Source organism: Vibrio sp. T9, assembly GCF_003123985.1.
Classification (GTDB): domain Bacteria; phylum Pseudomonadota; class Gammaproteobacteria; order Enterobacterales; family Vibrionaceae; genus Vibrio; species Vibrio diabolicus.
In genome coordinates, this window is record NZ_NIGY01000006.1 from 289,833 (window position 1) to 307,354 (window position 17,522).

15 protein-coding genes are annotated in these 17,522 nt (G+C 45.6%); 9 read left to right on the forward strand and 6 right to left on the reverse strand.

Going from position 1 to position 17,522, the window contains the following annotated elements:
• Nucleotides 1-327 precede the first annotated feature (327 nt).
• The 4 genes from recB (at nt 328) to CBX98_RS14305 (ending at nt 7,079) form a co-directional block, all read left to right on the forward strand.
• Nucleotides 328-4,002, forward strand: coding sequence for an exodeoxyribonuclease V subunit beta (recB, locus tag CBX98_RS14290; protein ID WP_172605972.1), 3,675 nt, complete (start codon nt 328-330; stop codon nt 4,000-4,002).
• Nucleotides 4,002-6,149 (forward strand): exodeoxyribonuclease V subunit alpha, encoded by a 2,148-nt coding sequence (gene recD / locus CBX98_RS14295; RefSeq protein WP_109169566.1) that lies wholly within the window; start codon nt 4,002-4,004, stop codon nt 6,147-6,149. The genes recB and recD overlap by 1 nt, the downstream gene beginning before the upstream one ends.
• Nucleotides 6,150-6,306: 157 nt before the next feature.
• Nucleotides 6,307-6,681, forward strand: coding sequence for a hypothetical protein (locus CBX98_RS14300; RefSeq protein WP_109169568.1), 375 nt, complete (start codon nt 6,307-6,309; stop codon nt 6,679-6,681).
• Between the two features lie 26 nt (nt 6,682-6,707).
• A complete protein-coding gene (locus CBX98_RS14305; protein WP_109169570.1) occupies nt 6,708-7,079 on the forward strand; it encodes a hypothetical protein in 372 nt (123 codons plus the stop codon).
• Between the two features lie 48 nt (nt 7,080-7,127).
• On the opposite strand, the gene CBX98_RS14310 is transcribed toward CBX98_RS14305, so the two are convergent.
• Together CBX98_RS14310 and argA are read right to left on the reverse strand one after the other, a co-directional pair.
• Nucleotides 7,128-7,316 carry a hypothetical protein gene (locus tag CBX98_RS14310; RefSeq protein ID WP_074191720.1) on the reverse strand — a complete coding sequence of 63 codons (189 nt, stop codon included), beginning with the start codon at nt 7,314-7,316 and terminating at the stop codon, nt 7,128-7,130.
• Between the two features lie 400 nt (nt 7,317-7,716).
• The gene (argA, locus tag CBX98_RS14315) at nt 7,717-9,054 is read right to left on the reverse strand and encodes an amino-acid N-acetyltransferase (protein WP_012841478.1); all 1,338 of its coding nucleotides are present in this window, start codon (nt 9,052-9,054) and stop codon (nt 7,717-7,719) included.
• A gap of 162 nt (nt 9,055-9,216) precedes the next feature.
• Here argA and CBX98_RS14320 point away from each other — a divergent pair, with 162 nt between their 5' ends.
• From CBX98_RS14320 to CBX98_RS14345, 5 genes are all read left to right on the forward strand, one after another.
• Nucleotides 9,217-9,672 carry a DUF2850 domain-containing protein gene (locus CBX98_RS14320; protein WP_005380234.1) on the forward strand — a complete coding sequence of 152 codons (456 nt, stop codon included), beginning with the start codon at nt 9,217-9,219 and terminating at the stop codon, nt 9,670-9,672.
• Between the two features lie 273 nt (nt 9,673-9,945).
• Entirely contained in the window at nt 9,946-11,049 is a 1,104-nt protein-coding gene (gene mltA, locus CBX98_RS14330; RefSeq protein ID WP_109169574.1) for a murein transglycosylase A, read from the forward strand.
• A gap of 99 nt (nt 11,050-11,148) precedes the next feature.
• Entirely contained in the window at nt 11,149-11,958 is an 810-nt protein-coding gene (tcdA, locus tag CBX98_RS14335) for a tRNA cyclic N6-threonylcarbamoyladenosine(37) synthase TcdA (RefSeq protein ID WP_005380241.1), read from the forward strand.
• A 19-nt stretch (nt 11,959-11,977) separates the two neighbouring features.
• Nucleotides 11,978-12,406 (forward strand): cysteine desulfurase sulfur acceptor subunit CsdE, encoded by a 429-nt coding sequence (csdE, locus tag CBX98_RS14340; RefSeq protein WP_109169576.1) that lies wholly within the window; start codon nt 11,978-11,980, stop codon nt 12,404-12,406.
• Between the two features lie 309 nt (nt 12,407-12,715).
• Complete coding sequence (locus CBX98_RS14345) at nt 12,716-13,636, forward strand: GGDEF domain-containing protein (protein ID WP_046874992.1); 921 nt, start codon at nt 12,716-12,718, stop codon at nt 13,634-13,636.
• Between the two features lie 33 nt (nt 13,637-13,669).
• On the opposite strand, the gene csdA is transcribed toward CBX98_RS14345, so the two are convergent.
• The 4 genes from csdA to CBX98_RS14365 all read right to left on the reverse strand — a co-directional run bounded on the left by csdA (nt 13,670) and on the right by CBX98_RS14365 (nt 17,291).
• Entirely contained in the window at nt 13,670-14,881 is a 1,212-nt protein-coding gene (csdA, locus tag CBX98_RS14350; protein WP_109169578.1) for a cysteine desulfurase CsdA, read from the reverse strand.
• Nucleotides 14,881-15,480 carry a DJ-1 family glyoxalase III gene (locus CBX98_RS14355; protein ID WP_006742560.1) on the reverse strand — a complete coding sequence of 200 codons (600 nt, stop codon included), beginning with the start codon at nt 15,478-15,480 and terminating at the stop codon, nt 14,881-14,883. The genes csdA and CBX98_RS14355 overlap by 1 nt, the downstream gene beginning before the upstream one ends.
• A complete protein-coding gene (gene panE, locus CBX98_RS14360; protein WP_109169580.1) occupies nt 15,477-16,367 on the reverse strand; it encodes a 2-dehydropantoate 2-reductase in 891 nt (296 codons plus the stop codon). The genes CBX98_RS14355 and panE overlap by 4 nt, the downstream gene beginning before the upstream one ends.
• 108 nt (nt 16,368-16,475) lie before the next feature.
• The gene (locus CBX98_RS14365; protein ID WP_109169582.1) at nt 16,476-17,291 is read right to left on the reverse strand and encodes an outer membrane protein OmpK; all 816 of its coding nucleotides are present in this window, start codon (nt 17,289-17,291) and stop codon (nt 16,476-16,478) included.
• Between the last annotated feature and the right edge of the window lie 231 nt (nt 17,292-17,522).

A 17,522-nucleotide genomic window follows, 5' to 3' on the forward strand; every position in this document is an offset into this window, starting at 1 on the left:
TAAAGATAGTTGGATAAAGATAAGGAAGAGTAGGGTGGCCGCCAGAAAATCATTATTTTTTGTAGGGCGTTCGCTGTACGGCCACAAGGTCAGAGGGACCATGATACTTTTGTTTAATTCATTTGAGTTGTGCCGCCAAAAAGGTTTGGCTTATCTCGTGGGGCGCATACTAACGGTACGTCTTATGGATAACCGTGAGAAAGATCTCACAAAGCTCTAAATTATCCAACTTGTTAAACATATTAATAGAATTTTTAACTATAGATCACATTTATTAGGTGATACGTCCTAGTAAATAATCCGGAGAGATTCAGCGTTATGGATCAAATGTCAGGTGCAGAGTGTCCTCTACATACGTTAGACCGCACAGAGCAACCTCAACCAACGCCACTAGAACCGATGACGTTTCCTCTGCATGGTACGAGGTTAATCGAGGCATCAGCAGGTACAGGTAAAACCTTCACTATTGCAGGTTTATATCTGCGTCTTTTGCTTGGTCATGGCAGCGCGGAAACTCGACATCGCGTACCGCTTACGGTCGACCAAATTCTGGTTGTAACCTTTACCGAAGCGGCAACTGCGGAATTGCGCGATCGTATCAGGGCAAGAATCCATGATGCGCGAATCGCGTTTGCGCGTGGACAGAGTTCCGACCCGGTGATCCAACCTTTGCTTAATGAGTTTGACGATCACAAGCAAGCCGCAGAAATTTTATTGCAGGCAGAGCGTCAGATGGACGAGGCGGCGGTCTACACCATTCACGGTTTTTGCCAACGTATGCTAACGCAAAATGCGTTTGAATCTGGCAGCCGATTTAACAACGAGTTTGTGACCGATGAAAGTCACCTAAAAGCGCAAGTTGTAGCCGATTACTGGCGTCGCAATTTCTACCCGTTACCATTTACCTTGGCTGGGGAAATTCGCCAGCTATGGAGCTCTCCATCTGCGTTGTTGTCTGACATCAGCAATTACTTAACCGGTGCGCCGTTAAGCCTTTCTGTTCCTGCAATGAAAGGCAGTTTGGCTGATCTTCATACTGAAAATCTGAAAAAAATTGATGAATTAAAAGCACAGTGGCGAGAAAGCCAAGATGACTTCTTCACGCTGATTTCAGATTCAGATATTAACAAACGCAGCTACACCAAAAAGTCTCTGCCGACGTGGTTGGAGGCGGTGAATGCTTGGGCGGCAACGGAAACCACAGGTTACGATTATCCAGACAAGCTGGAGAAATTCGCGCAAAACGTCTTGTTGGAAAAAACACCGAAAGGCAGTGCGCCGCAGCATGCGGTATTTGAAGCCATTGAAACATTTCTTGCCAATCCAATCAGCTTAAAAGCGCCACTGCTTGCGCATGCGATTGAGCATTGTCGTGTGATGCTGGCCAATGCGAAAAATCAAAAACAGTGGCTCTCTTTCGATGATTTGCTGACGCAACTTTCTGCTTCTATCGATACGGACGAAAGCGAGCTTTTAGCGGCGCGTATTCGTACTTTGTACCCTGTCGCAATGATTGACGAGTTCCAAGATACTGACCCGCTTCAATACAGTATTTTCAGCCGTATTTATCTGAACACCCCGGAATGTGGTTTGTTTATGATCGGTGACCCCAAGCAGGCGATTTATGGCTTTCGTGGCGCAGACATTTTCACTTACATCAAAGCGCGTAACCAAGTAAGTGCCCACTACACGTTAGGAACCAACTGGCGTTCAAGTGCCGATATGGTGCAGGCGGTAAACCAAGTATTTGCTTTGCCAGACAGTCCATTTATCTATGATTCGGATATTCCGTTCTTACCCGTTAAGTACAGTCCCAATGCCGAAAAACGCATTTGGACTATGGGTGGCCAAACGCAACCCGCGCTGACTTATTGGTTGCAAGAAGCGGACGATAAACCGCTACCAAAAGTCGAGTATTTGACTCGAATGGCAGAGGCGACCGCAAGCCAAATCCAAACTATTTTGACGCAGGCTCAACAGGGGCAAGCGTGTCTGGTGAATGGCGAAAAACAGAAAGCGGTTCAAGCGGGCGATATCGCGGTGTTGGTTCGAACAGGTAGTGAAGGTCGAATGATCAAACAAGCGCTAGCAGACCAAGGCATTGCCAGTGTGTACCTGTCTAACCGAGACAGTGTGTTTACCAGTTCGGTGGCGCAGGATCTACAGCGTTTGCTGCAAGCGGTGCTGACTCCAGAAAATGACCGTGCGCTGCGTGCAAGTCTTGCCTCTGAGCTGTTTGCCCTCGATGCAGCAAGTTTGGATGCGCTTAATAACGATGAAGTGGTGTGGGAAAATGCCGTAAACGAATTCAAAGAATATCGCAAACTTTGGGTTCAGCGTGGTGTGCTGCCGATGTTACGCGCGGTGATCAGCAAACGCCATATTGCCGAGCGATTACTAGAAGAAGGTGCGAGTTCACAGGGTGAGAATGGTGAGCGAGTACTTACCGATTTAATGCACATCGGTGAACTGCTTCAACAAGCCAGTAATGAACTGGATAGCGACCACGGTCTGCTGCGTTGGCTCGCTCAGTCTATCAGTGATGCGGAAAACGGTTTGGGTGGTAGTGATGACCAAATCCAACGTTTAGAATCGGAACGTAACTTAGTGCAGATCGTAACTATTCACAAATCAAAAGGCTTGGAGTATGACCTCGTATTTCTGCCGTTTGTGTTCAGCTATCGAGAAGCCAGTGAAGCCAAATATTACGATGCAGCCAATGACCGCACGGTACTGGATATCACTGGCAACGATGCGTCCATGAAGCAAGCGGATAAAGAGCGTTTGGCGGAAGACTTACGCTTGATATACGTGGCACTAACGCGTGCTGTGTATGCGTGTTTTATCGGTGCCTCACCTTTGCGCAATGGCCGTTCGACCAAAGAGCCAACTGGTGTACACCGCAGTGCGATTGGCTATTTGATTCAAAATGGTCAAGAAGGTGGCATCAACGATTTGCACCAAGGTTTAACAAAGCAACAAGACGAGCTTGATTGTGTCGTTGTGGCCGAACCGCCGCAGCAACTCGAAGAGAAGTACGTAGCGCCACAAGAAGAAATACACGATCTTAGCGCGAAAGAACTGCAAAACCCTATCGACAGAAACTGGCGCATCACCAGTTATTCTGGCTTGGTCAAGCAAGGCTCTCATCACGCCGAGCATGATGCCACGATTGAGATTACGGGTTTTGATATCGACTCATCTGAAGAGCAAGACGAAGCGGATTTGGTGGAGCCAGAGCGCTCTATTTTTACCTTCCCTCGTGGTGCGCGTCCGGGTACGTTCCTGCACAGCTTGTTTGAGGAAATTGAATTTACTCAGCCAGCCACTACTGAAGAGAATACACAAATCATCCTTGGTTTGATGGAAAGCGAACAGCTCGATGAAGAGTGGTTGCCCATTTTACAACAATTGATTGATACCGTACTCGCAACGCCGTTGGATGGTAAGTCTTTGCTGCTGAATCAAAAAGCACCGTCGCAACGTTTGGTGGAGATGGAATTTTTGTTGCCGATTGAAGTGTTGTCTGCACCGGCGTTAAACCGAGTCATTCAACGTCACGATCCGTTGTCGGCGAAAGCGGGGGATTTAGGTTTCCAAACCGTGCAAGGCATGCTCAAAGGTTTTATCGACTTGGTGTTTGAACATCAAGGTAAATACTACGTGCTTGACTGGAAATCGAATCATCTTGGCGATGATGTGACGCACTACCATGGTGAGGCTCTGAAATCGGCCATGGCGGATCACCGCTACGATTTGCAGTATCAGATTTATGCGTTAGCACTGCATCGTTTCCTACGCAGCCGATTGGCGAATTATCAATATGAGCAGCACTTCGGTGGCGTGTATTACTTGTTCTTGCGCGGCATGGATGGGCAGAGTGACCACGGCATTTTTGCCGCGAAACCAACCTTAGAGTTCTTACAAGAGATGGATCGTTTGATTGATGGTCAAGTACTTGAAACGCGCTCAACTCAAGCCGGGCAGATGGAGCTACTTTAATGACGACAAATCACAATCTTCATTCTGACCAAGATAGCCTATTGGTAGTGTTGGAACGCTTGGCGCACAAAGGCGCGCTTCGTCAGCTCGACTACCAATTCGCCTGCTTTATTGATTCTCAAACTAATGATGAACAGCCTGACAACCAAGCATTGGCGTTTATCGCGGGTGTTGTCAGTAGTGAGCTTGGCAAAGGACATATCTGTCTGTCTCTGTTCGATGCACAAGGGCAATCTACGGATTTAGCCAGTAAGCTAGGGCTGTTTGGTGAGTCGGCATTGGCGCTCAACACACAGTTGCAAGGCATAGACTGGATTGAAGTATTACAAAATTCCAGCGTGGTTGGCGCGCAAGGAGAAGCCTTGCCGCTGATGTTCGATGGTGAGCGTCTGTATCTGCACCGCTATTGGCATTATGAAGTGACACTGGCGGAAAAGCTTAATCAGTTGGGCGCCGCAGTTAACTTGCAAGCGCAAGAGTTTTCGCGATTATCCGAGTTGCTCAACCATTTGTTTGCACGCCAATACCATTCTCTGTTTAACGCGTTAGGCAAAGCAGTAGAAGCGGGAAGCAGCAACCAAGTGTTGCGTCAACAATTGGTGTGTGACCACCTTGATGTGGTCGCAAGCGAATCGTTGGATTGGTACGCCATTGATTCCGTGCTTAGCAATGCGCGCAAGGTTCAGGATTTGCAGCAACTGGATGAGCTGGTGCCACTTTCAGCTTGTGTGAACTGGCAAAAAGTCGCGGCGGCGGTTGCGTTAACTCGTCGATTTGCTGTGATTTCTGGTGGCCCAGGTACGGGTAAAACGACGACAGTAACCAAATTGCTTGCTGCTTTGATTGAACAGGCGACGCACGAGAAAAATCTAACCATCAAGCTGGTGGCCCCGACGGGGAAAGCGGCGGCGCGATTAACCGAGTCCATTGGTAAAGCAGTGCAAGAACTGCCAGTTTCTCCGGAGCTAAAAGCCAAAATTCCGACTGAATCGAGCACCTTGCATCGATTGCTGGGCGCGATTCCTAATAGCGCAGAATTTCGTCACAACAAACAAAATCCACTGCATTTGGATATTTTGGTTATCGACGAAGCGTCGATGGTCGATTTGCCAATGATGTACAAAGTGGTCGATGCCTTACCGAAACATGCGCGGCTGATTTTGCTAGGTGATAAAGACCAACTTGCCTCAGTTGAAGCAGGGGCAGTGTTGGGTGATATCTGTTCGTTCCATGCATTGGGTTATGGCAAAGAGCAGGCGTCAGCCATCGCAAAACTGACGGGTTTCGATACTTTAGCCCATACAGGTAACAGTGCATCTAGCATTGCTGATAGTTTATGTATGCTGCAAAAGAGCTACCGATTTGACGCTCGCTCAGGCATTGGTCAGTTGGCAAAAGCGGTTAACTCTGGTTCTGCTGCGAGCGTAGATAACGTCTGGGCGCGTGACTTTTCCGATATCGAACATTTCGCGCTAAGTAGTCAACATTACAACCAAATGATGCAGACGTTGGTGCAGGAATACGGTCGTTACCTCAAACGCATTGGACAACAGGAAATCGATCCTAAAACCGGAGAGCCAGAGTCGCTAACGCACAAAGCCAAAGCGGTGTTAGATACCTTCAACCAATGCCGACTGCTGTGCGCGATCCGTGAAGGTGATTTTGGTGTGGCTGGGCTAAACCAACGCATCGAGAAATCGCTCGCGGCGCGCAAGTTAATTCAAGTTCAGGATGAAATTTGGTATCACGGCAGACCTGTCATGGTTACGCGTAATGATCATGGTCTAGGTTTGTATAACGGTGATATCGGTATTTGCATGCTCGATGACAGTGAAGAAGAACCGCGTTTGAAAGTCTTTTTCGAGTTACCTGACGGCAGTGTGAAATCGGTCTTGCCAAGCCGAGTGCCTGAACATGAAACGGCTTACGCCATGACCATCCATAAATCGCAAGGCAGTGAATTTGATTACACCCTGATGATTTTGCCACCAGACTTTAGCCCTATATTAACTCGTGAGTTGATTTACACAGGCATTACCCGCGCGAAAAAGCGTTTAGCTCTTTACGCCGAACTCAACGTTCTGAAGCGAGGCATTAAGGTGAAAACGGCTCGCGCGAGTGGATTAGTACAGCGGCTTACGAATTAATTTTTACTTGTGATTGTGACATTTTCGAAGATGATTCTTTGTGGCGGGTCTTATATCCGCCATTTCGTTTTCATGAAAAAATGGATTGCTATTGAGTAATATTCTTCCTTAAAGGTATATTTCTCCTTTCTCATTCGCATATCAAAGGCAACTGAATATGAGTTTGCTCGACTCGTCTTTTCTAACCTTCTTTATCGCCGGAGGAGGCGCGTTTTTATGGTTCGTTATTATCGGAGCAATTTTTATATTTTTTATACCACCAAAGGTGAAGCGGTTTGCTTTTAATCCGAAACATTATTCAGAAGTAGAGTTAGCTTTAGTCTCAGGTTTTCACTTTGGTGCTGTAATTCATGGTGTAGGCTTAGTTGTGGCGGTCGCTTTACCAACTTTGGCGAAGAGAAGGGGCTTTGCTGATGTTCATCAAGTTTGCTCCGGTCTATTCATCGGACTTTGCCGTATTTATATAAGCGTTTTATTGCTGCTAGCTATGATCACTTTAGCCTCAATGGTGGTTTGGATGTCTATTACTTGAGAGCTGGAATAGAAGGTCGGTGAAGTTTGCAGTTATTAGAAGTTTCTTTTATTACATTTTTTGTTGCAGGTGCTTTGTTAGTTTTTTGGTACCTGATAGTAGGTATTTTGCTTATTGTTATCACGCCGCAAAAAGTAAAGCGCTATGCGTACACTAGTGAGCATTATACAGATATTGAGCTTGCTTTAGTTTCTGGATGTCACTTTGGGGCCTTAATACATGGATTAGCCCTTGTTGCCGCAGTTGCATTTCCTAAGTTGGCCAAAAAAAGAGAGCTAACAGATATTCGTAGAGTTTGCCCAAAGTGGTTCATAAGTATTGGGGTAGTGTACTGGACTATTTTAATCTTTATCGTAGTCACTATTTTTGTATCTTTGTTGGCTATGATTTTGTTTTGAATTGATTACGTACGTAAAAGAAGACCGAGCTTATGGCTCGGTCTTCTTTTATGCATGTTTTGCAAACGCATTGGTAAAAGACACGCTGCGTATTTTGTATTGCTGTTGATAAGCAAGAATAAAATCTCGGACAGCGTCATTTACGGGGAAAACACAGTGGACGTCTAGGCCTTCTAAAAACTGATTGTCAGCCATATCCCAGAAGCTTTGAAGCGAATTACAAATGATTGTTCTCATAACAGTGCTCGTCTCGGCTTATTTAAAGTCAGATTAACAACTGTCCTTGGTGTGCAATACGGAGCTAACTAGTTTTTCAATTGCCCAGTATTTTAGGGTGAAGGCTACATTACATCACCTAGATCCATTCGTATTGGTTAAAAACCAATCACTAGCGAGCAGAGTATAGCCAACCAAATGTATATTTAAAAGATAAAATTGGAACGAAAATTAAGCAATGGTTTGCGCATTTCTAAGTTGGTGTTTACATGATGACTCACTAGCTCGAAGCAGGGTTTATGTGAGGCTTTACTCCAAAACAAACTTGATGTGTGGGATTGAGCGTCAATGAGCTGAATCCCGCACCTTGAGGTGTTGGTATAGCGGAACCTTAAATTTCTCTTCCTGATTTAAGGTTAAGCTACAAATCTAGCGCTAAGATTTTTGACTTACGCTGGAAGTTATATAGCCCTTGTTTGGCTCCGGGCAAATAGTCGACACTGACTTCGTAAAAACCTTGCTCTCTGAACCAATGCAGACTGTGTGTCGTGAGGACAAAAATCTGATCAATGGTTTCGGATTTAGAACGATGTTTCATGTAGTTGAGCAGTAACAAACCTCGGTTTCCATCACGATAGTCAGGGTGAATCGCTACGCAAGCCATCTCAGCTTTACGCTCTTCTGGGTATGGATAAAGGGCAGCACAGCCAATAATCAAGCCGTCTTTTTCGATGATGGTAAATTTTCCAATCTCTTGTTCTAGCTGCTCTCGAGAGCGACGAACGAGTACGCCTTGTTCTTCTAGAGGACGAATGAGGTCTAAGATACCGCCAATATCGTCAATATTGGCTTGCCTCACTTGCTCAGCGCTCGCCATAACAACTTGGGTTCCGATACCGTCGAAAGAGAACAACTCCTGAATTAAGGCTCCATCCACTTTATAGCTGATCAAGTGGCTACGAGGCACTCCGGCACGACAAGCGGCAATAGAGCCTTTAAGAAAGCGTAGTGTCCCAGTGTTGTAATCTAGGTCAGGAGACGTATTTTCAGAGAGCGTCTTGATGACATGTTCCGCCTCTATTGGCAACAACTCGGCGACAGCATTGCCGTTGTCATCAATGACACCTTGTTCTGAACAGAAACCAATCAGTTTGTCTGCGCCCAACTTGATCGCCAGTTGCGTCGCGACTTCTTCAGAAAGTAAGTTAAAACACTCGCCAGTCACGGAGCTCGCAATGGGCCCAAGTAGCACAATAGAGCCTTGATCAAGAGTGCGGTTGATAGCATCGGTGTCAATGCGGCGAATACGTCCACTATGGCAATAGTCCACACCATCATCAACGCCGAGTGGTTGAGCAATGATGTAGTTTCCGCTAACGACATTGAGCTGGGTACCTGCCATCGGAGTATTGTTGAGGCTCATTGATAGGCGCGCAGTAATCGCAAGCTGAAGTTGTCCGGCAGCTTGCATAACAACAGATAAAGCCGATTCATCCGTAATGCGGATATTTTTGTGGTAAGGCGTAGTGAGGTCTTGTTTTTCTAGCAGCTGATTAATTTGAGGACGTGCACCATACACCACCACGACTTTGATTCCGAGGCTGTGCATGAGTGCGATATCATTAATAATGTTGCCAAAATTTTTGTGTGCGACGGCTTCTCCGCCCAGCATGATCACCATGGTTTTTCCGCGGTGAGCATTGACATAAGGTGTTGATTGACGGAATCCTTTTACGAGAGCAGTACTACGAATTTTCACCACAGCCATTCCTTTGTTTAATTATGTTAAAATAATGCCTTTTTATTCATTTGATGGCAAGGTGAAATTTTGGAATAAAGCACAAACATATTGAGGTAGGTTCTTGGTCCCGTTGAAGGGGAGAGTTACAATGAGCGCGTCTTTTCTCAATACGTGAACCTCATGTCTTCTGCTGTTAATAAGAATGCTGCGATCACTGCTTCAAATCTGTCAAAAACGTCATCTAAATCAATGCTTCGTAAGTGGCTAGAGCGTTCTCTCATGCTTATAGCGATAGTTGGAACCGTTGTCGTGTGCATGCTGTATAGTGATTTGATTACTCGAACCATTAATCCGCCCATTCCTAAATCGACAATTTATGGTCGCTGGGTTGAGCAAGATGTTGCGCCTTATGCTCGTGAAGAATTTGTGTTGAGTGAGCGCGGTGTTACCGTAAATGGTTCGACAGTGGCGACCAGTTTTGAATTCGATGGGGATTCGTTTTCATATCGAGTGGGTTCAAATGAGCGGCACTTCAATTTTGTGGGTAAGCAGCATGCAGAAATGAAGCTGGATGCCAATGCTCATTATCTACCTGTATTCCGTTTAGAGGGGCGAGCAAGGATTGCGGTAAGATAGTCGTTTTTATCATTATCTTTTAAGCTGAAAGCCCTTGCGTCTGTTAGTCACATGGATGATCACAACTTCATCTCTCAATCAGTAAATTTTACTTCCAAACATAATCCGGACAATTCCGTAATTCTTCCGCTGCTATCATGTTGCATTAACTGAATGAATTCACAACGAGTGAACGGATTGGCTTAGCGTTGAAACATTTTGTCGTTGCTTTTCAATTGCACCGTATGCATTTGTTTGCCATCCTTTTGCTATTCTCTTTTACGGAAAAGACACGTGTTAAAAAAACTCCTTCCTATTATCTCTTTGAGCCTACTTTTTGGCTGTGCTCAACAAAATGAACGTGCTCAGCAATATCTTGATGGTGAGTTTCCTCAGCTCCTCAATCAAGTGGATGTGGTTGAGTCTAACAAACCACGCGATTTTACTGAATTTAACAAGCAAGCTGAGCAAGTGGTGATAAAGTCACCATCCATGGCGAAGATGTACCAACCGCTATATCAACGATTAAGTGAGTGGGCGCAACAGAGCGGAGATACCAGTGCGTTAAGTGCGTTTGGCATTCAAGCCGCGCAATTGGGTGGTGGTGATAAAAAAGGTAATGTGTTGTTTACCGGATACTTCTCTCCCGTGATGGAACTGCGTCATACACCAAACGACATTTTTAAGTACCCAGTTTATGGCAAGCCAAACTGCTCATCAGATTGTCCGACTCGCGCGGAGATCTACAATGGAGCACTAGATGGACAAGGTTTGGTGCTAGGTTACGCGCCTAATCGTATCGACCCATTTATGATGGAAGTGCAGGGCAGTGGCTATGTGCATTTTGAAGATGATGATACGTTGGAGTACTTTGCGTACGCGGGTAAAAACAACAAAGCTTACGTCAGCATTGGCCGAATTTTGATTGAACGTGGTGAAGTGCCGCGTGAAAAAATGTCTCTCAAAGCGATTAAAGAGTGGGTGATGGACAACGACGATGCGACAGTGCGCGAGTTGTTGGAGCAAAACCCTTCTTACGTTTTCTTTGCGCCAAAAGCAGAAGCGCCAGTAACAGGCTCGGCTGGTATTCCGTTGTTGCCAATGGCCGCCGTCGCGGGTGACCGTTCTATCTTACCAATGGGTACGCCAATCTTGGCGGAAGTGCCGCTGTTGAATGCCGATGGTACGTGGAGCGGTGCGCATCAACTGCGAATGCTGATCGTTTTAGACACTGGTGGTGCGGTAAAACAAAACCATTTGGATCTGTATCATGGCATTGGTGCGAGAGCAGGAACGGAAGCAGGGCACTACAAGCATTTTGGTCGAGTGTGGAAACTTGGGTTAGAAAACTCACCAACTCAAGCGCCTTGGGCTTTACCGCCAGAAAAGCTACAATAGTCGTCCAAGAGAGAGGAACACTCTCTTATCTAGACATTTCATCAAAGAGTGCGTATAAATCGCACTCTTTGTTTTTCTATCGATCATCTGGACTTCAATATGCGTGAACTCGATACCCCAGCATCTGACAGCTACAATCAACGCTTTGGCGGCACTCGTCGTCTTTATGGCAACAGCGAAGTGGACATTCTTCGCGCTGCACACGTTTGTGTGATTGGTATTGGTGGCGTAGGTTCATGGGCGGTGGAAGCGCTGGCTCGTACGGGGATCGGTGAGCTAACTCTGATTGATATGGACGATGTTTGTGTCACGAACATTAACCGCCAAATTCATGCGATGACGGGCACCGTTGGCCAAAGCAAAATTGAAGTGATGGCCGAGCGTGTCAAATTGATCAACCCAGAGTGTAAAGTCAACCTGATTGATGATTTCATCACGCCAGACAATCAACATGAGTACTTAAGCAAAGAGTTTGATTACGTGTTGGATGCCATTGACAGCGTAAAAGCGAAAGCGTCTTTGTTGGCGTATTGCCGCAGCAACAAGATCAAAGTGATCACCACTGGTGGTGCTGGTGGTCAGGTTGACCCAACGCAGATCATGGTCGCTGATTTAACGAAAACGATCCAAGATCCTCTAGCGAAGAAAATCAAAGACACCTTGCGTCGTCATCATAACTTCCCTAAGAATCCGGCTCGTAAGTTTGGTATTGATTGCGTGTTTTCAACCGAGCAGCTGAAGTATCCTCAAGCAGACGGTTCTGTGTGTGGTGTGAAGTCGACAGCGGAAGGCCCAAAACGTATGGATTGTGCTAGCGGTTTTGGTGCGGCGACTGTTGTAACTGCAACGTTTGGCTTTGTCGCGGTATCGCGAATCGTTGAGAAGTTGATTTCAAAATATAAGAAGTAAACTAGAAGAAGAGCGCATCATGACAGATTTTCCCGTTTCTCCATTTGGTACAGATATCACCAGCGAAGACATTGTAGCGACTATGCAGCAATTTAAAGGCTGGGAAGATCGTTACCGTCAGGTTATTCAGTGGGGTAAAAAGCTGCCACAAATGCCAGAAGAGCTGAAATCAGAACAAGTTACCGTTTCGGGTTGTGAAAGCTTGGTGTGGTTAGTGAGCCAAGAGCAAGATGGCGTTTGGCATTTTTGTGCGGACTCTGATGCGCGTATCGTCCGTGGGTTGATTGCCTTGGTAATGGCAGCTTATGACGGTAAAACGGCCGATCAAATTCAAGCATTTGATATTGATGCTTATTTTGAACAACTGGGGCTTGTCTCCCATTTAAGCCCGTCACGTGGTAATGGTTTGAAAGCTATTGTAGAGCAGATTAAGCAAACCGCCGTGTAACGAGTCATTTTCCCAATTCTTAAAAAACGCCGAATAGCCTAGCTGTTTGGCGTTTTTTGTATCTGAGTTGAGACATCTTTTGCATATGGGTAAAAAATATGCAAATGGTCGACTATTTTAGCGCTAATTAACCATTCTATTGATCCTGGTTCATTATATTGCCCACTTGGTTTTTATAAACTCAATTGTATTTAAAATTTGTCTATATTAGATAATAGACATATGCCCCATTCGCTCCTATTCCCCAATGTGGAAACACACTTGGAAGCGATTGGGTTACTTAGATACAAATGCTAGGAACCTCCCTATATGCAATTCACCTTGGAACATGCGCAAGACGTGTTATCCGGAATGCCAGACCCCACTTTTATTCTGAGTGAAGATGGTATCTATATTGATGTTTTTGGAGGAACAGATAAAAAAGCCTATCACGATGGAAGTAATTTGATAGGTGAGACGCTGCACAGCGTACTTGAGAAAGATAAAGCTGACTGGTTTATCGAACAGATAAATCGGTCACTGAAACAAGACAGTATTGTGACGATCGAGTACAAGATGTGCGCCGACAGCATTCAGGGAATAGATGCTAACAGTGGGCCAAGAGGCGACCTATACTACGAAGGCAAGATCTGCCCACTCGCTATAAAATACCGAGGTCGTCGCGTTGTCCTTATTCTTACACGTAACATCTCCAATCGCCACCGAGTTGAAACCCTTCTTCGCCATCAAAGCCAAATTGATGCTCTTACCAACATCTACAATCGACGTGTCTTTTTCGAAAAGCTCACAGAAGAAGTTATTAAATCCCAAGCTCCGGATTATCACTCCGCGTTGTTATTATTTGATTTAGATTTTTTTAAAGTCATCAATGATAAACGTGGTCATGATGCGGGGGATTATGTCTTAGAGACGTTAGCTGATTTGGTTTCTCACTTACTCGTCAAAGACGAAATTTTTGCAAGAGTCGGAGGGGAGGAGTTTGCGATTATTTTGCCAGAAACTTCTCTGTCGGCGGCGAAAGAGGTAGGAGAGGAAGTACGTTCCCACATTCAAAATTGTCAGTTCGAATTTGAAAAGATTGAAATTCCGGTCACGGTGAGTGTAGGCGTGGTGGAAATAGGCAGAAATGAAACCACCAAACGTTTGTATGCGCATGCAGATAAAGCGCTTTATGCTGCGAAAAGAAATGGCAGAAATTGCGTGGCGACTCTGGATAGGCAGATGGAGTAACCTTGTTGGTTACTCCAAATCAAACCGTTGGCGTTATAGCATGTCGACGGCTTTTTCTACGGCGGCGATGAGTCTATCCACATCTTCAGCCGTGTTATAAATACCAAAAGAAACGCGTACCGTGCCTTTAACGTTTAGCGCATCCATCAATGGGTGAGCGCAGTGGTGTCCTGCTCGTACCGCAATGCCTTGTTGATCGAGCAGCGTCGCCATGTCTTGGTGATGAACGCCGTCCATGACGAACGTCAGTACAGAGGCGTTCGGTTGGTAGCCTAGAATATGAATGTCATCCAACGCGCTTAGTGCTTGGTAGGCCTTATCCTGAAGCACATGGAGATGATCCTCTACTTCGTGATGGTCAAAACCTTGGTACCACTCAATGGCTTTCGCTAGAGCAATCGCGCCCGCAACGTTTGGTGTGCCCGCTTCAAATTTACCAGGAAGTGCAGAAAACGTCGTTTTCTCGAACGAAACGCGTTCAACCATTTTACCACCGCCGTGCCATGGTGGCATGGCTTCCAAAAGTTCAAGCTTGCCGTATAAAACGCCAATACCTGCTGGCGCATAAAGTTTGTGACCTGAGAAAACGTAAAAATCGATATCTGATACCGATAAATCAAGCTGCTCATGGACGATGCCTTGAGCGCCATCAATCACAACAACCGCGCCAACGCTGTGCGCTAGTTCAGTGATTTTTTCGATAGGTTGTCGTGTGCCCGTGACGTTGGTGATTTGCGCACAAGCAACAATTTTACAGCGGTCAGACAGAAGCACCTTAAATGCGCTGATGTCGAACTGGCAATCTGATGTCATTGGAACTTTTATGACTTTGGCGCCCGTTTGCTCTGCCACGATTTGCCAAGGCACGATGTTAGCGTGGTGCTCCATCTCGCTAATCAAGATCTCATCACCCGGTTGTAACGTGCTGCGGGCGTAAGTTTGTGCAATTAAGTTAAGTGCTTCGGTCGCGCCTCGCGTCCAAATGATTTCTTTAGAGCTGTTTGCACCAATAAAGTTTGCCACTCGTTCTCGTGCCGCTTCAAATTGGCTGGTGGCATTAGCCGTTAAACTATGACTGCCACGGTGAACATTGGCATTTTGCGCACTGTAGTAATGACTGATGACATCAATTACACATTGCGGTTTTTGCGTTGTCGCTGCGCTATCTAGATACACTAAGGGCGTATCGTTGACGGATTGATTTAGAGCGGGAAATTGCTCACGTACAGCATTTACGTCAAACATTATTCTTCACCAAGCTTATGGTAATGCAGAGTAGGCAGAGGGATCATTGGTTCAGCAACTGACCATGCGTGTTTTTTACCTGAGAGTTGAATGATTACTTCCATTGCGAACTCTAAAGCAGTGCCCGGACCTTGACTGGTGATCAGGTTGTGGTTGATATCAAAGGTCACGCGTTTGCTGCGCCACTTCTCTTCCGGGATATGTGACTGAAAGCTCGGGTGACAGGTCATCAGTGATTGTGGGAAAAGATCATGGTGTTGCAATACCAACGCCGGTGCTGCGCAGATAGCAGCGACCAACTTTCCCTCGTAGATGTGCTGCTTAAGGATTTCTATCATCACCGTGCTATCACGAAAAATTTCTGCACCACCAACACCACCAGAAAGCGCTATGGCGTCAAACTCATCATCAGCGATATCGACCAGCTTACAATCGGCTGTTAATGTGACTCCGCGAGAAGCTTTCATCGTCAATGAGCCATCAAAAGCAGCACTCGCTACCGTAACGTCATAACCCGCGCGAACCATCATGTCGATAACGGTGACGGCTTCCATTTCTTCGGTGCCCGGAGCGATTGGCACTAAGATTTTCTTACTCATTGTTCTGTCCAGCTTTGTTCTATTTGTTTGATGCGTTGGTAAAGTTTTAAATTCTCAGGCGTATTGATGTGATGTTTCTCGGCAGCCTTTAACAAGTATCCGGTTATAAAATCAATTTCCGTTCGACGCTGATGGAATACGTCTTGTCTCATTGAAGAATAGTTCTCAGCTGTGGCGTTCACCACTTGCATTACCGTATCGAAAAGAGAGCGAAACTCGATAGCAATACCTTCTTTACTCATTACTTCAACCAGTTCTTGAGTGATGCTTTCGAGTTGTATCTTAAACTCGGGCTTCGCAAGCTCACCATTCTTACACTGGAGAATCGCAGTCAGTGGGTTAATCGCGCAGTTGATCGCTAACTTAGTCCATAACGCAGATTGGATGTGTTGATTCCAAATGGCCTCTGGAAGAGCATGATGCATAACATCTTGCAGAAAAGCGCACTGCATTCCTTTGTCATTATAACCACCCACTTGCGTTGTTCCGTGACCGGTATGCAGTACGTGTTGGTTATCTGGTTTGTATGCGCCGTGCGTCGTTGTGGCGAGCACTATCGGATTGTTTGGCAGAGCCTTCTCCACGCCAGAGGCGGTACCCATACCATTGTGCATCAGCATGATAATCGTGTCAGCGTTGATATGAGGCAGTAAAGGCTGAATGGCGTCTTCCACTTGCCAAACTTTTACCGTGATCAAAATGAGATCCGCTTTATTTACGGAGGAAATATCTTGATTACTGAATACGGTTGCAGGTGTGTCATCCAACTGAAGTGATTGTTGTCTCTCTGAACTTCTTCCCCACAATGAAACATTGTGTCCGGCAAGCTGAAATTTTGTTGCCCAGAGTGAGCCCACCGCACCTGGACCGAGGATAAGGATATTCACCAAACGCTCTCATTAAAAAGGTTTGCTGCAAGGATAATGAGGGAAAAAAGGAAAGCAAATAAAAATGGCGCCGAAAGGCGCCATTTTTGAGCAAACTTAGTGGTTCAATTAGAACTTGTAAGTTACAGCTAGGTAGTGGCCAAAGCCAGTTGACTTAAACCCATCAGTATCTTTGATACCGTACACGTCTTTGTAGCCTTTTAGACCGTAACCCACTGCGAAGCGGTCTGAGTGCCAGTAGATACCGTTGAACATTGCACCACCGTTTGACGCGGTTGAACCAAACTTGTTACCTGCATCATCATCCATACCGAATTGGTAATCGATGTAGCCTTGGTAAGAAATGAATGAACCGTTCTCGAAGAAGTAGAATGGTTTGAACCAGTTAGTCGAGATTTGGAAACCGTTCCAATCCTTTTTGTTGCCGTTGTAAGTACCGTATAGGTTAACACCAACTTTACCAAACCAAGGAACCATTACGTCAGAACCAATACCAATTTTTTGGTTGTTTACTGAGAATGCATTAGTTTTGTAATCTGTGCCATCCCACTCAATAAGCGTTGCTACATATAGCTCTTGTACTGGACCGAAAGATAGATCTTTACCAGTTACTGCATCTAGAGACATACGTGGTGCAAATTTCATGAAGATCTTAGGATCTCCTGCTTTATCGCTGCCTTTATCTGAAGTTAGGTTGAAGATATCAACGTAGCCGTATAGATCGAAGATACCAGAGCGGCCGCCGAATTCCATTTCTAGGTAGTCGTGCGAAGACTCACCTGGAAGTTCGTCAAATGCACCCATTAGGTTAAATTGCATCCACTTGTAATCGTTTTTGTGGATATCGCCGTCAGAGTAATCTGCCGCCATAACTGGAGCTGAAGTAGCCGCTAGAAGGCTAAGAGCTAAAAGTGATTTACGCATAAGGGGACTCTCTATGTTTGTAATGATTCAGAACACGCAATCTGTGCTGCGCTTTCCAATTGGCGGGAATAATAGCGATAAAAATCCCAAATGAAAGTGATAAAGGGTGCAAAATTGAACGTTTTTGGTGAGTTGCGTCACGAAATTATCTTTATTTACGGAACTTTTTATTTGTTGCATTTAATTGCAATAAATATGTGATTTGGATCGTTTGCGTAAGCGGTTTTATGA